The organism is Pseudoalteromonas sp. CNAT2-18.1 (genome assembly GCF_022347865.1).
Lineage (GTDB): Bacteria > Pseudomonadota > Gammaproteobacteria > Enterobacterales > Alteromonadaceae > Pseudoalteromonas > Pseudoalteromonas ruthenica.
Genome location: NZ_JAKRFR010000001.1, coordinates 551,924 through 570,336, shown reverse-complemented (window position 1 = coordinate 570,336; position 18,413 = coordinate 551,924). Strand labels below are relative to the sequence as shown.

The window sequence follows — 18,413 nt, the reverse complement described above, 5'->3', positions numbered from 1 at the left end:
ATGAAGTTCCGATGATACGCTACCACTAGTGGGATTAAAATTATTAAAGTCGCTACTTTTTCACCGTGTTATGAAAGCAAATAAGTGCGACTGCCGTGAGCGCAGCTATCCCGGCAAACAGCCCCCACATGAGTTCTGGACGCCCGAGCGCTAAGGTAAGCTGCGAGTAACTCCACCCAGATAAAAACCCGGCAAACAAAAAGCCCAGAGCCATGGAAACAAAGTAGTAACCCATGTAGAGCGCCGCTTGCTGCTTTGGTGCAATGCTGGCTACGTATTCTTGGCTTTTTGGTGAAGTGAGCATCTCTGCCAAGGCGATAAGCAAAATAACGCAAACCACAGCCCAACCACTGGCATGCATATCCATCGTTATGAGGTAGCAAAACGCGGTGGCCATCACCACTAATCCTGCGCTTAATACATAAAATGTTTTAAAGCGCTGACACAGTGCGCTTACCGCGATTTGCAGCAACACGATGGCGGCAAAATCTAAATTAATAAGGTACTCTGGATTGACTTGCCGATACGCCGAAAGCGCATCGACCATGGCCGTAAGTTGCACCTTACTCAGCTGCGCTTGTTGCTGAGCCAACAGTGACAAACGCTCCACCAGCACCGCCAGCTCTGCGTTGGGAACATTGACTTTGTAATGCACCCACTGCAACCGTAACGCCTCTAAATCGATGTTGCTTGGGCCTTGTTGCAGCTGCAAAAACAATGCATTAACGGCTTGTGCTAAGGCATCTTGGTCGACATGGGCAAAAAAGTTCACCGCCGAGTCACCAAATACTGCTAGTAGCGCCAGCACATCGCCGGTATCAACGTAGTCGCGAATATACAAAGGCAAGGTATAAAAAAGCTGGTTATAGACGGTCCAAAATCCCGTCAGAATCAACAAGTACAAGGCAAAACGCGGGTTACTAATACGGATAGGTTGTCGCCACCAAGTCTTGGCGCTCATTGTTGCAACGGGTAGCCTATCCCAGAGCAAATTGGCCCCAACCCACAGAGCAATCAAGAGAAATGCACTGCCATAGCTGAGCCATTGTACACCGGCGCTCATCAGCACGATTACACTCAGGGCAATGAGCAGAGCAAACCGGGCATTGCCCAGGACCTGCTGCGCCTGCTTCAATATCATCCTTAGTGAGGCGTGTTGTTGACGCAAAGCAGGCGGATCACGGTAAAACAACAACACTGGAATAAAGTTCAGTACTATCCATGCTGCCGACATAAGAAAAACCGCATCCCAGCTAATCGCTCGCATGGCTCCAGCAACCATAGGGCCTATAAAACCGCCAATATTAACCATGGTATAAAAAACGCCAAAGCCCACGCCCCGGTTATGATCATTGGTGCTGTGGGAAATGGTGCCAACCACCACAGGCTTAAAACAGGCCGCCCCCAATGCCACCAACGACAGCGCAGCAAAAAACGGCCAAAAGCTACGCGCCTCCCCTAACAGGTAATACCCTGGCGCCATCAGCATAAATGACACAATAAACATCTTGCGATAGCCCACTCGATCGCCCAAGGCCCCTGTTAACACCGGCAATAAATACAAAAAGAAGGGAATAATGCCTTGAATAGCACCGCGTTGACTATCGCTAAAACCGACCCCTCCATGACTTTGTGGTGTAGTCATATACACCGATGAAACAGCGAAAAAGCCATACCAAGCGAGGCGTTCAAATACCTCCATTAAGTTAGCAATGTAGAATCGAGCACCGAAGCGCCAGTGCTTAGTTGCGGGTTGTTGAGCTTGCAGCGAAGTGGTCATAATGATGTCTTTTTATTATTGTATACAATATACATACCATACTTATAGTGTGCTTCTCAACCACAACCAGCGCCCCTGACCAGCGAAGCAAATATCCAGCGACTAACACCCTGTCTTACTGACGCTTACAGGCATAAAAAAAACCCGAGATAAACTCGGGCTTTTAGCATGGTTTCAGTTATTCGCTAGGGGTATTGAGCAGATACTTATCAAGCCACTGCTCTTGCTCCCATAAAACATGAAGCAGACTCTTACGGGCACGGTAGCCGTGGGCCTCGTAAGGCAGCATTACCAAACGTGCATCCTTACCTAGGCCCTTCATCGCCGCATACATGCGTTCACTTTGCATTGGGAAGGTACCGCTGTTGGGATCTTCCTTGCCGTGGATCATCAACATCGGTTCGTTAATCTTGTCGACATGGAAAAATGGCGACATGTTGGCGTACACGTCTTGCCCTTCCCAGAAATTGCGCTCTTCACCTTGGAAGCCGAATGGCGTTAAGGTGCGATTATAAGCGCCACTGCGGGCAATTCCTGTTTTGAACAAGTCGCTATGGGCAAGCAAGTTAGCCACCATAAAGGCGCCATAAGAGTGCCCGGCGATAGCGATGTTGTCTTTATCGGCGACCCCTTTTTCTACCAGTACATCCACTGCTGCTTGGGCGCTGGCTACTAACTGTTTACGGAAAGTGTCGTTAGGCTCTTTGCCATCCACGCCGACAATGGGCATTTTCGGGTCATCAAACACGGCAATACCTTTAGCGAGATATGGCATTGGGCCCCAATAGCCGATATAGGTAAATTCATAGGGCGACTCCCGCACCTGAGAGGCCACGTCTTTATCTTTATACTCGAGTGGATAGGCCCACATCAGTACCGGAATGCTGCCCTGTGAAGGGTCATAACCTGGAGGTAGATACAGAGTACCCGAGAGCTCAACACCGTCATCGCGCTGATAACGCAGTTGCTCTTTTTGCACCCCTTTAAATGCCGGGTACGGGTGCGGGAACTCGGTCAGCTGAGTTAACGCATTATTGTCTAAATCACGAATAAATAAATTAGGCTGCTCGGTTTTTGACTCACGCACAGTGATAAAACGGCGTCCTTCATCATCAAGCATCCCCACCACGCGCTCGTAATAAGGCGCTTCACTTTGCCACAACCGCTGGGTGCTGTTGGTTTTTACATCATAGCGGTCTAAAAACGGAATATTGCCCTTTTCTGAAGCGCCATTACCGCGTAAAAACACATAGCGGTCGCCGATGACTTTCATTACTCGAGCGCCGAGGTCGTTGGTGGTGTAAATCGGATTACCGGGGTCTTTGTAGGCGTCGTTATAGCTGCGCTCTGAGAAGAGCACCGGGGAGCTGGATGCATCGTCAGGTTGAATAACCCAAGTACGTAACATGCGATCGCTAAAGCGCCATTCACTGAGAGTTGCCACCGTATCGTTACCCCAAGTAATACCAGCGAAACGACGCTCTACTTTAGTAAACAGCTTAGGTTTACGCTTAAAGGGTGCACTCAAGCTATAAACGTAATCATGGTGCGGCACATCGGTTTTCATATCGCCGCCATCTTGAGCCTCAGCCCAGATCACCGTCGCCCCTTTATCAGCACGCCATTCAAAGTCACGAGGGCCGGTGCGCACACTGTCAAAGCCCTGAGGAATATTATCCGCCAGTGGCTGTTGCGCCAGCTGTTTACGCTCATAGCCACTCATGCCCCAGATAGACCAAGTGGCGGCGAAGCGATAATACGGCACCTGATAAGAAAACGGCTCATTCAATGCGCCAATCAGGAGATTGGTGCTATCGGGTGAAACACTAAAGCGACGAAATAACGCGGGTTTACCTACTTTTGTCGCCTTGCCATCGAGGCTAACGCGATACAGTTGCCCTTGCCCGTAAAACTTGAATAACGCTTCGTCATGAGGACTGGTGAGCAAGTTTTGATAGGTACGGGCCGGTGCTTTTTCCCCTGTGGTTTGCTGGATCACCGGCACCACGGTACTGGCATCATCTTCAGGGGCTTGTTTATCGGCATTGATAGCATGGTTGATAATCACCCCGCTGGCATCGGGTAGCCACTGATAGGGCTTAGCTGCCACCACTGAGTTCAGGGCTAAATCTGAAAGCTGCTGCAGTGCCTGGTTTTCAATATCATAAAACCACAATGTGGCGCTATCTGGAGTTTCCCACACAAAACTAAGGTAGCGACTATCACTGGACCATTGCGGTGAGCGCATAATCCCCTCACCTAAACCGTCGACTTCAATGCTCTTGCTGCCATCCACTGCCTTAAAGCTTAACGCCGTGTATTTATTACGTACGCGAGAGCGAGAGAAGTTCTTTGGATTTAGTTTAATACCAGCGAGCTTGAGCTCCGGTTTAGCCAATGCTTGCAAGCTTTCAACTCGACGACGCTCAAGTAAGGCCACATATTGGCCATCAGGAGATAACATCGACCGGGGTGCAAGCTTCGCTTCTACTACTTGCGCCAGCTCTGGCGAGGGCATTTGATAGCCCGATTGTGCCGCTGCCTGTGAAGGGGCCGCATGAGTGTTCAGGCTTAGCGTACAAGCTAAGCCCAACACACTGGCAATAAAGCGTTTTTTCATTATTTTTCCTTTATTGTTATGGATTCCTGTTAATGTCTTAAAGGTATTCTAATGCCTAAGTGTTACTGAGCAACTTTTTGGGTCCAATGCCCGGTTACCAAGGTAATTGCTCTGCACGATAGTTATAAAAACCGCCGCTTTGCGATATCTGCAACGAGTCGATCACCTGTTTTAGGCCACGGGCCGACTCACTGGCATCAATAAGCGCATGGGGTCCGCCCATTTGTGTACGCACCCAACCCGGATGTAAGGACACTGTTTTAATGCCGTGTTCACGCCAGTCGTTACTCAGGCTTTTCACCACTGAGTTCAACGCGGCTTTAGAGCTGCGGTAAATATAGCCACCGCCTTTAGTATTCTCGGTGTGACTCCCCACTTTTGATGACAACGCAGCAAACACACCGCTGTCGGCGCGCGCTAAATGCGGGAAAAAGGCTTGCGCAAGTTTAGCCGGTGCTAACACATTAATGTCCATGACCTGTTGCCAAGCAGCAAAGTCGAGATTAGCTAGGCTGTAGCCTTTAGGGCCATAGATGCCGGCGTTACTGATCAGCACATCAATCGCAAGGTCATGGTAGTGCTCTGCGAGCGCCACGATTTGCTCATTATCGCCGATATCTAACGCCTCAATGCTGATGTTACTGTGCGCTTGCGCCAGCTTTTGTAAGGCCTGCGCCTGTTCTGGATGGCGGCAGGTTGCGATTATTTGCCACTGCTGCTGACAATACTCTTGTACTAGGGCTAAGCCGATGCCGCGATTGGCACCGGTGATTAAAACCTGGGGCATAAATGTCTCCTTGCGCGTCTGTCATAGGTCTATGCCCAGCGTAACAAAGTCATCATCACAAGGCTGCTATTTAGGTCAATTTAAGCTAGTATGGCCCGTCATATTGCAGCTGTATTACGCCATGATAAAAAAGCATCCCAACGATAAAATCACCATATTTGATGTCGCCGAGCACGCAGGCGTATCAAAATCAACGGTCTCCTTAGTGCTCACCCACAGCGACAAGGTCAGTGATAAAAGTAAGGCAAAAGTCGAGCGCGCCATTGCCGAGTTGGGCTACGTATACAACCGCGATGCGGCGTCGTTGCGCTCAAGGCGTTCTCGTTTAGTGGCTTTGGTAATTAATGATTTAACCAATCCGTATTCGGCGCAGTTAGCGGTGGGCTTGGAGCAATATATTTATGATTTAGGGCTCGTTCCCATGTTGGTTAACACCGGCGAGAGTTTTGCTCGCCAGCAACAAGTGGTCAACACCCTAAAAGAGTACAATGTCGCCGCATTTGTTATGTGCCCTGCGCCGGCAACGGATAAGCAATGGCAGAATGAGCTGATCCAAAGCGGCTTCCCAGTTATTAATATCATGCGCGAAATTAGCTTAAGCAGCGCGCCATGTATTTTGCCTGACAATCGCAAAGGCACATTTTTAGCCGCCGAACACCTCCTCAGCCAAGCGGTGCAGGAGCTAGCATTTATCGGCGGCAATAGTGATATTTCTGATTATCATGAGCGTCTCGCGGGGTTTGAACAAGCGCTCAGTGAGCACCCAAGTGCTGTACACAGCCACATCATTAACTCTGCGACGACACGCCAAGGCGGGCATCAAGCCTTTCAGAAACTGCGCCGCCAAGCACCCTCGGTGCAAGCAGTGGTGTGCTTTTCCGATGTCATCGCCTACGGCTTTATTGAGGCCATGCGCGAGGTTGGCTTGATCCCAGGGAAAGACATTAAAGTGGTGGGCTTTGATGATTTGGATGATTCGGCGTTGATGACCCCAGCGCTGAGCTCAGTGCGCATTGACGCTGCAGAAATCGGCCGGCGCACCACGGCGGTGTTAAAAGAAATCATGGCGGGTAATAAAGCCCCAGTACGCACCTTGATAGATGTTGAATTACAAGTACGGGAGTCAAGCCTATGACCCAAGTGTTAGTGATTGGCTACGTGTGGCCAGAGCCAAATTCATCGGCGGCGGGCAGCCACATGATGTCGTTATTAAAGTTGTTTCGCAGTCAAGAGTGGCAGGTCGAGTTTGCCTCTCCTGCACAGCGCTCCGAACACATGCAAGATTTGACCGAATATGGTATCACCTGTCGCGATATCGCCCTTAATTGCAGTAGCTTTGATGCCTATATCAGCGAGTTGCAGCCGGATATTGTTATGTTCGACCGGTTTATGATGGAAGAGCAATTTGGCTGGCGCGTGGATAAGTTTGCTCCCGAGGCACTGAAACTGCTCGATACCGAGGACTTGCAATGCCTGCGCGGCGCTCGCCATGAAGCGCACAAAGCGGGCCGTGAGTTTAGTCATAACGACCTACACGGTGATCTAGCCAAAAGAGAAATCGCCGCCATTTTACGCTGCGATTTGAGCTTGATTATCTCCAGCTACGAAATGCAGCTGTTAGAGCAGGTGTTCAAGGTTGATAACGCCTTAGTGCATCATTTGCCGTTTATGGTTGATCCCGCCGCGCTGCATTCGCATTGGCCGAGTTTTGAGCAGCGCCAACACTTTATGACCATTGGTAATTTTCGCCACGCGCCAAATTGGGATGCGGTGCTGTATTTACAACAAATTTGGCCTCTTATTCGCAAACAGTTACCTAAGGCTGAGTTACATATCTACGGCTCATACCCACCGCCTAAGGCCACTGCATTACATAACCCGAAAACCGGCTTTATCATCAAGGGCTGGGCCGAAGATGCGCATCAGGCCATGAGCTCGGCACGGGTATGCCTTGCGCCGCTGCGCTTTGGTGCAGGCATCAAAGGTAAATTACTCGAAGCCATGATCACCCGTACGCCTTCGGTTACCACCGCCATTGGCGCAGAGGGCATGCATGGGGATTTGCCTTGGAATGGCGCCATTTGCAATGACGCGCAGCTGTTTGCCGATGCCGCAGTTAAGCTTTATCAACAACCCAGCGAATTTACTGCTGCACAACGTCATGGCGATGAGTTGCTGCAACGCTTTTATAACGGCGAAGCACTCGGTAAGCAACTGATCACGGCTCTTGAAGGGATACGCGCCGATTTAGCTGGCCATCGCCGCAATAACTTCACCGGGCAAATGCTCAAACACCACACCATGCGCAGCACCCAATATATGGCGCAGTGGATTGAAGCGAAAAATTCATTTAAACCTTGATAGAAATCAGTAGACAGTTAACCTTAGATCAATAAAATGCGCGAGCGCCTGCAATGCAAGGTGCTGTTTTATTTTAAAGATTTGAGGTCACTGCGTGGAAGACGCCCAATTTAAAGAAAAGCGTAAATTTATCGTTAAGCTCGGTAAAATGCTGCATAAGTATGGCACCCCAGCCTACCGCCTAGAAGCGCATTTGATGGAGGTGGCGACCTACTTGGAACTCAAATCCTCGTTTGTAATGTCGCCCACCTCGGTGACCTTTGTGATTTGGACAGAAGGCCATGAGAATGAATACACTCATGTTGCTCGCGTCGACCCCGGCGATCACGACCTTGGCTCCCTCGCCAATACCGATGAAGTGGTAAACTTGCTGCTTAATGGCGAGCTCAGCATTAGTGAGGCCGATCAGCGCCTTGATGACATAGCCGTGATGCCCGCGCCTTATAATAAACTCACCACCGCAGGTGCCTTTGCCATGACCGGCGGTGCCTTTGCTATGCTGATGGGCACAAGCTGGAACGATGTGCTGTGGTCAGCATTGCTGACCTTGGTGGTGTATCTGTTTGTGTTATGGTCCGGGCGCTCAAAGCGCGTGGCACACATGCTAGAGCCCTTAGTGGCGGTAGTCTCGGCGCTTATCGCCTGCGCCGTCAGTGTCTATCTCGACCCTTACATCAATATCCGCTTGGTGGTGCTCTCCAGCATTATTGTGTTTATTCCCGGTCTCGCCCTGGCGCTCGGGCTCGCCGAGCTGGCGGCACGGCATCTGGTATCGGGCACGGCACGGGTTATGGACTCTTTCATGTTGCTGTTTAAGCTGTATTTTGGTGCTTTTATCGGCATTGGCCTGGGCTTTGCGCTGTTTGGTCAGGCTGACTTTGTGGCCCCGCAACCGCTGCCGAAATGGACCGCCTGGCTCGCAATTTTACTGTTATGCTTATCTTTGGTAGTTATTTTTCGCACCAAAACCAAACACGCACTGTGGTCTATCGCCTCGGGGTTTATTGCCTATGGTGCCAGCATTGGCTCCGCCGCCTACCTAGATTACACCCTTGGCACCTTTGTCGGCGCCCTAGCCGTAGGCATTTTTAGTAATCTGTTTAATCGCATTGCCAACGCCCCCGCTTCCATAGTGGCTATGCAAGGGCTAATCGTACTGGTGCCGGGATCAAAAACCTATATTGGCTTGAACTCCCTAATTGAAGGACAGGATTTCGTCTATGCCGATCACATCGGCCAACAAACCTTTTTGATTTTTATGTCGCTGGTCGCCGGACTTATCTTCGCCAATGTAGTCCTGCCACCGAAAAAGAGTCTGTAGCATCAGTGACTAAGCTGAAATAAAGCCCACCACTAACAACACAAGGAGTGTGAGGTGATAGTAAATATGGAAGGCTTAATAAACGTACTCTTTATAGTTTTTATGCCGCTGTTTTTATTAATGACGGCTCTATTCCACCGGGTCTCTGCCGCTCATATTAGCAAAGGCATGGAGTCTGAAGGAGTGCCGCCACCGAGCTGGGATAAAGGCGTGGGTGCTAGTGCTCCGTGCTATGCCATGGCCATTTTCTTTAAGCGCTGGCGTGGCCCAACATTTATGTTTGATGGTCGACTCGTTCCCAAATATGCTAGAACTGTAGATAAAGTGCTGGCATGTATCTATCTTTTTTCCACGTTCGGTTTTGGCATCGTGTTGATACTGGCTGCCTACTTCGACCCATACTAGTTATAGATACCTATGGCGACCATTACAAAGGGCTATAGAATTGCCGACACAGATTTAGGGGCCTTGAAAATCGAACTAATCCAAATAAAACTCTTTTTGCTCACCACTTTGTGACGCAGGATAATTTTCCATTGCTGTTTATATCAGCAATGTGAAATTACGCTTCCAAGAATTACCATTCATCTGTATTCAGGGTCTCTAAAAGAGAATTGAAATCAAAAACGGTGGTACCTATTTGCTTTTCTAATTCATCTCGAAAAGGTTTGCTTTGACTTTCATAGTGAGCCCTCACTTTTAAGAAGTTTGTAGATTCATATAAAAGCTCAGCGCTTGCTTTAGAATAATCTGAAACAGCCAGCCCTAGTTCGTTGCGCGTATAAGCTAATTGGCCAATAGCATACGCAAGCGACTCTCGAAGGCCACCTTCACAAAGATTCTTATTTCGAATGTTTAAGTAGTAGAGTGCTTTTAAAAGATCTTCTCTGTTGACCTTTAACTTTTTAAATACGTTAGTTTCAAGTACCAAAGATGATGATTGAGCTTGCTGTTTGCACTTTGTAATCTTGGCAGATAAAAGTACAATTTTCGCTTTCACATCTTCGTCTAGCAATTTCAGTATTGCGTTATTATTGGCAAAGCTTTTCGTTGTCGCCACTAATAAAAAAACGAGTAAAAGGGAGTAAATTTCACTCACCCTCATCTAAAACTCCTAATAAAATATGAGTGACTCAGGGTTATTGTTCACTTTTTAGTGCCGCCTAAAATTCAGAATTTTCTCACTAAATCTTCTTAGTAACTACGCCATCATTGACTTAGTATAAAGATTTTCATTTGCCTTACTGACCTGATATGCCGCCAGAAAACATTCTCAGTCTATATACCTTAGAACATACCGACTGTTGAAGAAGCTGACAATAGGCTTGCAGATTATACCCTTAGTGATAACTGACTTTTATTCACGCAATAAATTTTAACTCTTTGAATCGACAATCAAATTTCAACAACTCTGACCCCTTGATCTCCTTGTTCTCTAATCCCTTATGGTGAAAATACATTTATGGTCTCTAGGCAAGCAGCCACTGGTTTTTCGGGAATGGGCAACTTGAAATCAGAAGCTCTTGAGGAAGCCAGCGCACATTGCGCGAATTCGGGTAAGCAAGTGAAGGTTTTGAAAGAGATAGGTGCTGAACCACCCTATATTCTCGGTAATTATCCGCGAACAGAAATCCACTTTCAATGTATTTAGCTTTTGCTCACACAGTTGATGGCAACTATGTTGCCGCCAAAGTTTAACGAGCCAAGTCTGTGCTTGGCTCGTTCCTACCTGTACACCTCTGAGCGTTCGATCACTTCAATATCATAGCCGTCAGGGTCTTTGATAAAGAAAAACTTAGCGACTAAGTCATCACCATTATAAAAGGACTTAATTTCTTTGGGTTGATAGCCTGCGGCGATGGCTTTGCCGTGCAGCGACTCAAGATGCTCCTCGGCAAAAGCGAGGTGGCCATAACCGTTACCTAGGTTATAATCGCTATCACTGTGATGGTTCCAGGTCAGCTCTAGTTCAAAGCTGCTGTGTTCATTAGCTAAATAGATAAGTGAAAAATCAGCAAAATCGACCCTTCTTTTCACCTGCAATGCGAATACATCGTGGTAAAATTGAATCGAACGTTGCGCGTCTTTCACGCGGATCATGGAATGAATCATTTTGGCCATTATTTACCCCTGAGAAATCTATGTGTGAACTCTATGCATCAACTACCCCTGAGCGCTACAGTGTTAAAAAGCGCTCTATTCGTATTCAAGGTGTAGTCACCAGCCTCGCTTTAGAAAATGAAATTTGGCATACCTTGGAACGCATTGCTGCCCAAGAGCAGCTGCCCTTAGCGGAATTTATTTCCACCTTGTATCAGGAAGTGATTGAGCGTCATGGCAGCATAACCAACCTCGCCTCAATGCTAAGAGTCACGTGTTTAACGTACTTGGACCAGTGTAAACAAAGCTGAGTCGCTAAGGGTAGTAAAGGAATACTACATTAATAATAAAAAGCGGGTGAGCGCCTTATCGGGAGCCTCATGGGTAAAAGGCTACTCGCTCACCCCAAAGGGAAGGGATTAACTTTTCGCTGAGAGCTCTTGATTGACCTGGTCAATACCCACTTCGCTAATACGTGCAATGATCTCTTTTTGCTTCGCGTTGAGTAAAGAGATGCCCTCAGCCACGAGGTCGTACACACGCCAGGTGCCAGATTTATCGCGGCGCAGCTTAAACACAATATCTATGGTTGGCTTACCGGGCTCAACAATTTCGGTTTTTACCGAGGCATAGCCATTGTCACCGTGGCCGTTAGGTTTAATAAAACGCACTTCTTGGCCTTTATAACTCATCAATGCATCGGCATACGTCACCGTTAAGTAGGACTCCACCGCATCGATAAACGCCAGCGCCTGCCCCTTATTAATCTCGCGCACGTGTTTACCCAATAACTTAAACGACACAAACTTGGTATCAATGTGCGGTATTAACCGTGTTTTCACGACTTCTTTAAGTTTGGCTTTTTTGTCATCACCTTGAGCATCGACTGCGGCGATATCGACAAAGAGCTTATCGCCCACTTGCTTGAGCAGAGAAAATGGCGTATTGGTTTGCGCAGCATGAGCTGAGCCAAACGCAACAGCAAAAAAGAGTAATAAAAAATAACGATATGCTTTCATAGTGCATTCCAATGAGCTGTGAATGGTGAAATTCTAGCGCAGCGGCCTTCGCAAAGTAAGAAACAATAATGCACAGCATTGGTTCCAAAAATGCACATATCAGTAACACCAGTAAAATCAGATAATTAAGGTTTTTGTGCCATAAAGGCACAGTTGTTGTGCACGGGCGCGCATTGAAACTAAAGGGGTGGATATAGATATTACCGCTACTTTTTAGCAGCTAAACACAGACGTATGAAAGCAGTAATCATCCCATTAACCTTAGCGCTAAGTTCGCTCGTTATCACGCCTGCTCAGGCAGGGCCTCGCCATGGTGTTGCCAGTCACTACATTCAAGGTGAGGGTGATGTTAAAGGCATTAAATTGGCCTATCAGTACTACGTCAACGACTACCTGCCCGATCAATTCTCCCAGTTTGATGTGTACTTCGAGAGCAGCATCAATTTTTGGCGTTATGGCAAGGACAATCAGCACGATCAAAATGTGGTGGTGGCACTATCACCGGTGTTTCAATACCCGATGACCACACTCAAAGGACGGCCCTTGGTGCTGGAGTTTGGTATTGGTGTATCACTACTTGACGACACCCAGTTTGCTGGCAAAAACGTAAGCACTCACTACCAATTTGAAGACAGAGTTGGGGTGGTTTATAAAATGGAAAATGCCGATATTGGTGTGCGCTATATGCATTATTCGAATGCGGGGTTTAAAAGCCCGAATCCTGGCCTAGATTTTATCTCTTTTTCTTACACGCATTTCTTCTAACAGCAAAAAGGGCGCTAAGCGCCCTTTTATAAAACAATGTGCTACACCCGCATTAAGGCTGAATTTTGACCACCGGGCGCAATCGCGCACTGTGATTGTATAAGGTCGTCAGCGCATCTCGCACTGCCGCTTCGGTAAACGGGATCACTTCCAGATCCGGCGCAATAATCGCTCCCGATTGCACGTCTCCAATCAACTGTTGCCCCATAAAGCTAAGCTTTTGCTGTGCGCATAAGCTGTTCGCCAACCAAGCACCACCGAGCGACACCACAGAGATGTTCGGTGCGCGGCGGAATAACAGTTCTTGGGGAATACTAGGAAAGCCATTCAAACAGGCGATGCGGCCACAAAAGCGCAAATGCTCTAAGTCACATAAGAATGAGTCACCACCACAGGTGTTAAGAATGGCATCAAAGCCGCCCGGACCCAGCTCATGTTTAATATTGCACTCCAGCCCTTCGCAGTTAGCGTCAAATACCACGTCGGCCCCCAAGGCTTTCAGCCGCTCATGCTCCCCTGCTTCACTGTATACGAACACCATAGCTCCGCGCAGCTTGGCATACTGAATAGCAAAATGCGCCACTGCCCCGCAGCCAGAGTCAATCAACAGACTGTCTCCTTCTTCAAGCTGCAGCTTGTCGAGCGCCGCTAAGGCCGTCATACCGGCATTGGGCAAGGTGGCCGCAACCTCGCTCGGCACCTCAGCGGGGACTTCCGATACCGCATAGTTAGGAACGGTGGCATACTCTTTGAGCATGCCTTGCGAGCCAAGGCTGGCGTTAAACATCACCCGTGCGCCCTTGGCGGGAAACACGCCTGCGGGCGCGTTCAGTACCGTTCCCACCGCATCTAGGCCCAGCACATGAGGATATTGCCAATGGCAAAAGCCTTCTGCTGCCAGCTTGGCGTCGATGTGGTTTAACGCCACATATTCAATCGCCACTAACAACTCATTGTCATCAGCGACGGGAACGCTCTGCTTATTCATGCAAAGGGCAAATTGCGGCGACGGTTCATTGATCACCATCGTTGTCATTTGCTGTGCTGACTCTGCCATAACTCTGACTCACCTCTTAAATACTGTTCATGCGCAGAACCCCTAGATGACCGGCACCTTGTGCAGTGCGCGACTCCAACGTCCACTGAGCTCGGAATATACGCCAACCTGGGCATTGAGCCAAGTGTCACGCGTGATCAGGGTATCCTGCTGTGCTATTAAAACATCTTGACGGGCGTCCAACAACTCAAGGTATGGCAACTGCCCCTCCTCGTATGCGGCACGCGCTTGTGCATAAGCCTGTTGCGACGCTTGTAAACGCGATTGCGCCAAGTTCAATGTTTGCTGTTGTTGGAAAACGGTTTGCAGCGAAAGTTCCGCACCGGCTATGACATTACTCAAGGTTTGCCGATAGCTGTGATACTGCGCCTGCGATAAGGCTTTTTGTTGCTGCAGTTGTGCCAATAGCTCGGGGTAGCTAAACAGCGACCATTGCACTTGCGGGGTAACCTGCCACTGCCCCTGAGTCTGTTGAAAATGACTGCCACCTACGCCCAGCACACCGGCAAACGCACTAAGGCTAACATCGGGGTACAACGCACGTTGAGCGCTGGTGCTCAACGCCGCCTGTTCGGTTAATTGGGCAACACTGCGGCGTACATCGGGACGTTGCATAAGCGCTTGCTGTGGGTCTAACAAGGCGAGATTGAGCGCCCACTGTTGATATTGCGCCTCGCTTAGCGCCGTTAGCTGGAGCTGCTGCGCGCTGCTATCGAGAATCATCGCTAAGGTGGCGCGCTCGGCCAGCATCAAGGCTTGTAGCTGTGGCAGGCGTTGTTTTAGCTGGAAGTATTGTGAGCGGGTGCGATTGAGTTCAAACTCGGTCGCCACGCCCTCTTCGACTTGCACCGCCAGTATATCCATACTTTGCGACAACGCCTCAAGTTGCCGCTCGGTCAGCTGCTGTTGTTGGGCAAACCCTTGCCAACGCATATAGCTGCGCACCGTGGTAACCACCAGCTCTTTACTGAGCTGTTGATGTGCCGCAAGTTGGGCATGGGTGCGGGCACTGGCAGCATCGGCAAGCGCGCGCAGACGCCCTGATAAATCCAGCTGCCAATTGAGCACACCGCGCGCACTGGCCTGTTCCTGCACGCCACTATATGCAGTTTGAACGTTCTTACCACGCTGCGCTTGAGCATTCAGGCCACCATTAGGCGAGTAGGCAAACTCACTGACATCCAAATTGGCCAATGCCGCCTTAATACGTGCGCTGGCGGCTTGTAAGTCTTGGTTGCGCACCAACACGCTATCCACCAGCTGGTTTAGCTCATCACTGTGCAGTTGCTGCCACCAACCGATTTCATCCGCACTGCGCTGCGCCATCAGCACCTGATTGCGCTCAAGGCGCTGCTGCGTTTGTTTGTCTGCCTGTTGCGCCTGAGCAATAACACGCTCGCCGGGAGCAGCGCAGCCTGCTAAGGCTGCGATACTCAGGGCTATGACACTCATTTTAGCTGTGTTCATGATGCGCTCCTTTTTGCCCTAAGGTCACCACATAGTAAAATACCGGCGTAAATAGTAGCCCAAATACAGTCACGCCAATCATGCCAAAGAACACCGCATTCCCCATGGCATGGCGCATTTCTGCACCGGCCCCAGAGGCCAGTACCAAAGGCACAACCCCCGCTGTAAAGGCGATGGAGGTCATAAGAATCGGGCGTAAGCGCAAGCGACATGCTTCAATAATGGCCTGCCAATGACTGCGCCCTTGTTTGTGACTATCGCGGGCAAACTCCACCATCAAAATGGCATTCTTAGAGGCCAACGCCACCAATACAATTAAGGCGATTTGCGTGAAGATATTATTGTCGCCACCAAGTAGCCACACTCCCAGTAATGCCGAGAAAATCGTCATCGGTACAATCATAATAATCGCCAACGGCAAGCGTAAACTTTCGTACTGCGCCGCCAACACCATAAATACCAACAGCACCACTAAGGGGAATACGTAGACCATGGTATTACCGGCAAGAATTTGCTGATAGGTGACTTCGGTCCACTCATAGGCGATGCCGTTAGGCAAGGTGTCGCTGAGCACCTGCTCAATGGCCAACTTCGCTTGATCTGAGCTGTAACCCGGCGCTGGACTGCCGTTTAGCTCGGCACTGGGGTAGCCGTTGTAGTGCATAACACGATCAGGGCCGGTGGTAGGCGTGACCTTTAATACCGAGCCTAGAGGCACCATGTCGCCACTGCGATTACGCACTTTAAGCTGGGCGATTTGCTCGCGTTGCTGGCGATAATCAGCATCGGCTTGTGCTGTCACCTGATAGGTGCGACCAAAGACATTAAAGTCATTCACATACAGTGAGCCCAAATACACTTGCAGCGCATCAAACACCTCATTGAGCGGGATCCCCTGCAGCAGTGCCTGCTCGCGGTCGATATCAATGTTCATTTGCGGTACTTGAATGCGGAAGCTGGAGTATAAACCCGTTAACTCCGGTTGCTGACGCGCCTCGGCGATGACTTTTTGCAGCGCGGAAAAGAGCGCCTCAAAGCCTTTATTTGCTCTGTCTTCAAGCTGCAACTTAAAGCCACCTGTGGTGCCAAGGCCTTGAATGGGCGGCGGTGGAAACACTGCAACATAGGCTTCATCAATAGCCGCAAAACGCTGGTTAAGCTGGGCTGCGATAGCGTGTGCCGACATGCTCGGATCACTGCGCTTATCAAAGTCATCAAGGGGCGTGAACACAATGCCGCTGTTGGTGCTATTGGTAAACCCGTTCACCGATAACCCAGGGAAAGACACGGTATTAGCCACACCGGGGACTTGCAACGCAATTTTCTCCATTTGCTGCACCACTTTGTGGGTACGCTCTAAACTGGCCGCGTCGGGCAATTGCGCCACCGCAACCAAATATTGCTTATCTTGCGCCGGAATAAACCCACCCGGGACTTGCTGAAATAACCCCACGGTGGAGCCCACTAATACCACGTACACGGCACCGACGACCACACTCATGCGCAATAGCTTTTTAACCAGTCGCTCATAGCCTTTGGCGCCTTTGTCAAAGAGGCGATTAAAAGGTTTAAATAGCCAAGTTCCAAATAACCGCTCCAACAACTGTGTTAGCTTGTCAGGCTTGGCATCATGGGGCTTAAGCAATAAAGCAGACAGCGCTGGCGATAAGGTTAAGGAGTTAAACGCCGAGATAAGCGTGGAGATAGTAATGGTTAACGCGAACTGCTTATAAAACTGACCCGATAGCCCGGTGATAAACGCCGTGGGAATAAACACCGCACATAACACCAAGGCAATGGCGATAATGGGCCCGGTCACTTCGGTCATGGCAATGCGCGTGGCCGCCAATGGGCTATGGCCATTTTCAATATTACGCTCGACATTTTCGACCACCACAATGGCATCATCAACAACAATGCCGATGGCCAGTACCAGCCCAAATAACGACAAGGTGTTAATCGACACGCCGAGCCACTGCATCACCGCGAAAGTACCAATGAGGGAGACCGGCACCGCAATAAGCGGAATAATGGATGCACGCCAAGTTTGCAGAAATAAGATCACCACCACTACAACCAGTAGAATCGCCTCCAGCAAGGTTTTGATCACCGCATCAATCGAGCCGCGCACAAACACGGTAGGGTCGTAGGCAATATCGTATTCTACGCCAGCAGGAAAGTCTTGTGACAGGCGCGCCATGGTTGCACGAACATTATCGGAAAGTTCAATGGCGTTCGAACCCGGACGTTGGAAAATCGGAATGGCTAATGCCGGTTGCCCGTCTAGCATCGCCCGCAGGGCGTAATTGTCTTGCCCTAACTCGATACGAGCGACATCGGCTAAGCGGGTAATTGCGCCGTTGTCATCAACACGCACTACCACCTGCTCAAACTCGTCAACGCTGGATAACCGCCCTTTGACGTTTAGCAACACTTGAAACTGACTGCTCGTTGGTGAAGGCTGCGCGCCTAGGCTACCCGCTGCGACTTGCTGGTTTTGCTCACGCAGCGCCGCAACCACATCCATTGCCGTTAGCTGACGCTCGGCCAGCGCACTGGGGTTGAGCCACACGCGCATAGCGTATTTACCGCCGCCGAACATCTGTACATCGCCAACACTGCTCAGGCGTGCCAACTCATCCTTGATATACAAATCGGCATAGTTCGACATATACGAGGTATCGTGGGTCTTTTCAGGAGAATAGAGATGAACCACCATAGCCAAATTCGGCGAGGACTTTTGGGCCACCACGCCTAAGCGCTGCACTTCTTGCGGCAATCGTGGTAAAGCGCTATTCACTCGGTTTTGGACCTGCACCTGAGCGCGATCCAGGTCTGTTCCCAAGGCAAAGGTCACCGTCAGGGTGAGGCGGCCATCACTGGTGGCTTGAGAGGACATATACAACATGTTCTCAAGGCCATTTATTTCCTGCTCTAACGGCGTGGCAACGGTTTCAGCGATCACCTTAGGGTTAGCGCCGGGGTAAGTGGCATTGACCACCACCGTAGGCGGTACCACCTCAGGGTATTCACTGACCGGTAGCTGGAATAATGAAATAGCCCCGGTGATCACAAACACCAAAGACAACATGGCCGCAAAAATCGGCCGGTTTATAAAAAAGTGTGAAAAATTCAT

General features: G+C 49.6%; 15 protein-coding genes. 6 read left to right on the top strand and 9 right to left on the bottom strand.

Going from position 1 to position 18,413, the window contains the following annotated elements:
* Nucleotides 1–52: 52 nt before the first annotated feature.
* The 3 genes from MHM94_RS02395 to MHM94_RS02385 form a co-directional block, all read right to left on the bottom strand.
* Complete coding sequence (locus tag MHM94_RS02395; protein WP_235418670.1) at nucleotides 53–1,780, bottom strand: MFS transporter; 1,728 nt, start codon at nucleotides 1,778–1,780, stop codon at nucleotides 53–55.
* 178 nt (nucleotides 1,781–1,958) lie between these two features.
* Nucleotides 1,959–4,400, bottom strand: coding sequence for a prolyl oligopeptidase family serine peptidase (locus MHM94_RS02390; RefSeq protein WP_235418668.1), 2,442 nt, complete (start codon nucleotides 4,398–4,400; stop codon nucleotides 1,959–1,961).
* Between the two features lie 94 nt (nucleotides 4,401–4,494).
* Nucleotides 4,495–5,187: an SDR family oxidoreductase gene (locus tag MHM94_RS02385; protein ID WP_235418667.1), complete on the bottom strand. Its 693-nt coding sequence runs from the start codon at nucleotides 5,185–5,187 to the stop codon at nucleotides 4,495–4,497.
* A 121-nt stretch (nucleotides 5,188–5,308) separates the two neighbouring features.
* Between MHM94_RS02385 and MHM94_RS02380 the strand changes: the two genes are divergently transcribed.
* The 4 genes from MHM94_RS02380 (at nucleotide 5,309) to MHM94_RS02365 (ending at nucleotide 9,274) form a co-directional block, all read left to right on the top strand.
* Nucleotides 5,309–6,322, top strand: a complete 1,014-nt coding sequence (locus MHM94_RS02380; RefSeq protein WP_235418666.1) for a LacI family DNA-binding transcriptional regulator — start codon at nucleotides 5,309–5,311, stop codon at nucleotides 6,320–6,322.
* Entirely contained in the window at nucleotides 6,319–7,548 is a 1,230-nt protein-coding gene (locus tag MHM94_RS02375) for a glycosyltransferase (RefSeq protein WP_235418665.1), read from the top strand. The genes MHM94_RS02380 and MHM94_RS02375 overlap by 4 nt, the downstream gene beginning before the upstream one ends.
* 94 nt (nucleotides 7,549–7,642) lie before the next feature.
* Nucleotides 7,643–8,869, top strand: a complete 1,227-nt coding sequence (locus MHM94_RS02370; RefSeq protein WP_022946616.1) for a threonine/serine exporter family protein — start codon at nucleotides 7,643–7,645, stop codon at nucleotides 8,867–8,869.
* Between the two features lie 54 nt (nucleotides 8,870–8,923).
* Nucleotides 8,924–9,274 (top strand): hypothetical protein, encoded by a 351-nt coding sequence (locus MHM94_RS02365; protein ID WP_235418664.1) that lies wholly within the window; start codon nucleotides 8,924–8,926, stop codon nucleotides 9,272–9,274.
* A gap of 172 nt (nucleotides 9,275–9,446) precedes the next feature.
* Here the strand turns inward: MHM94_RS02365 and MHM94_RS02360 are convergent, their stop codons facing one another.
* Together MHM94_RS02360 and MHM94_RS02355 are read right to left on the bottom strand one after the other, a co-directional pair.
* Nucleotides 9,447–9,968: a hypothetical protein gene (locus tag MHM94_RS02360; RefSeq protein WP_235418663.1), complete on the bottom strand. Its 522-nt coding sequence runs from the start codon at nucleotides 9,966–9,968 to the stop codon at nucleotides 9,447–9,449.
* A gap of 626 nt (nucleotides 9,969–10,594) precedes the next feature.
* On the bottom strand, nucleotides 10,595–10,990 hold the full coding sequence (locus MHM94_RS02355) for a VOC family protein (RefSeq protein ID WP_235418662.1): 396 nt from the start codon (nucleotides 10,988–10,990) through the stop codon (nucleotides 10,595–10,597).
* A 20-nt stretch (nucleotides 10,991–11,010) separates the two neighbouring features.
* Between MHM94_RS02355 and MHM94_RS02350 the strand changes: the two genes are divergently transcribed.
* Nucleotides 11,011–11,280, top strand: a complete 270-nt coding sequence (locus tag MHM94_RS02350) for a ribbon-helix-helix domain-containing protein (RefSeq protein WP_022946613.1) — start codon at nucleotides 11,011–11,013, stop codon at nucleotides 11,278–11,280.
* Nucleotides 11,281–11,388: 108 nt separating this feature from the next.
* Here the strand turns inward: MHM94_RS02350 and MHM94_RS02345 are convergent, their stop codons facing one another.
* A complete protein-coding gene (locus MHM94_RS02345; protein ID WP_022946612.1) occupies nucleotides 11,389–11,988 on the bottom strand; it encodes an ABC transporter substrate-binding protein in 600 nt (199 codons plus the stop codon).
* A 234-nt stretch (nucleotides 11,989–12,222) separates the two neighbouring features.
* Here MHM94_RS02345 and MHM94_RS02340 point away from each other — a divergent pair, with 234 nt between their 5' ends.
* Nucleotides 12,223–12,753: an acyloxyacyl hydrolase gene (locus MHM94_RS02340; RefSeq protein WP_235418661.1), complete on the top strand. Its 531-nt coding sequence runs from the start codon at nucleotides 12,223–12,225 to the stop codon at nucleotides 12,751–12,753.
* Nucleotides 12,754–12,805: 52 nt separating this feature from the next.
* On the opposite strand, the gene MHM94_RS02335 is transcribed toward MHM94_RS02340, so the two are convergent.
* The 3 genes from MHM94_RS02335 to MHM94_RS02325 are packed head-to-tail and all read right to left on the bottom strand — an operon-like array spanning nucleotide 12,806 to nucleotide 18,413.
* Nucleotides 12,806–13,810, bottom strand: coding sequence for a zinc-binding dehydrogenase (locus MHM94_RS02335; protein ID WP_022946610.1), 1,005 nt, complete (start codon nucleotides 13,808–13,810; stop codon nucleotides 12,806–12,808).
* A 42-nt stretch (nucleotides 13,811–13,852) separates the two neighbouring features.
* A complete protein-coding gene (locus MHM94_RS02330) occupies nucleotides 13,853–15,277 on the bottom strand; it encodes a TolC family protein (RefSeq protein WP_138590042.1) in 1,425 nt (474 codons plus the stop codon).
* Nucleotides 15,264–18,413, bottom strand: coding sequence for a multidrug efflux RND transporter permease subunit (locus MHM94_RS02325; protein ID WP_235418660.1), 3,150 nt, complete (start codon nucleotides 18,411–18,413; stop codon nucleotides 15,264–15,266). The genes MHM94_RS02330 and MHM94_RS02325 overlap by 14 nt, the downstream gene beginning before the upstream one ends.

Coding starts and splice junctions, on each gene's coding strand:
- MHM94_RS02375 (WP_235418665.1), top strand. CDS start 6,319: ATGACCCAAGTGTTAGTGATTGGCTACGTGTGGCCAGAGCCAAATTCA.
- MHM94_RS02395 (WP_235418670.1), bottom strand. CDS start 1,780: ATGACCACTTCGCTGCAAGCTCAACAACCCGCAACTAAGCACTGGCGC.
- MHM94_RS02325 (WP_235418660.1), bottom strand. CDS start 18,413: ATGAATTTTTCACACTTTTTTATAAACCGGCCGATTTTTGCGGCCATG.
- MHM94_RS02385 (WP_235418667.1), bottom strand. CDS start 5,187: ATGCCCCAGGTTTTAATCACCGGTGCCAATCGCGGCATCGGCTTAGCC.
- MHM94_RS02355 (WP_235418662.1), bottom strand. CDS start 10,990: ATGGCCAAAATGATTCATTCCATGATCCGCGTGAAAGACGCGCAACGT.
- MHM94_RS02330 (WP_138590042.1), bottom strand. CDS start 15,277: ATGAACACAGCTAAAATGAGTGTCATAGCCCTGAGTATCGCAGCCTTA.
- MHM94_RS02335 (WP_022946610.1), bottom strand. CDS start 13,810: ATGGCAGAGTCAGCACAGCAAATGACAACGATGGTGATCAATGAACCG.
- MHM94_RS02380 (WP_235418666.1), top strand. CDS start 5,309: ATGATAAAAAAGCATCCCAACGATAAAATCACCATATTTGATGTCGCC.
- MHM94_RS02390 (WP_235418668.1), bottom strand. CDS start 4,400: ATGAAAAAACGCTTTATTGCCAGTGTGTTGGGCTTAGCTTGTACGCTA.
- MHM94_RS02345 (WP_022946612.1), bottom strand. CDS start 11,988: ATGAAAGCATATCGTTATTTTTTATTACTCTTTTTTGCTGTTGCGTTT.
- MHM94_RS02350 (WP_022946613.1), top strand. CDS start 11,011: ATGTGTGAACTCTATGCATCAACTACCCCTGAGCGCTACAGTGTTAAA.
- MHM94_RS02340 (WP_235418661.1), top strand. CDS start 12,223: ATGAAAGCAGTAATCATCCCATTAACCTTAGCGCTAAGTTCGCTCGTT.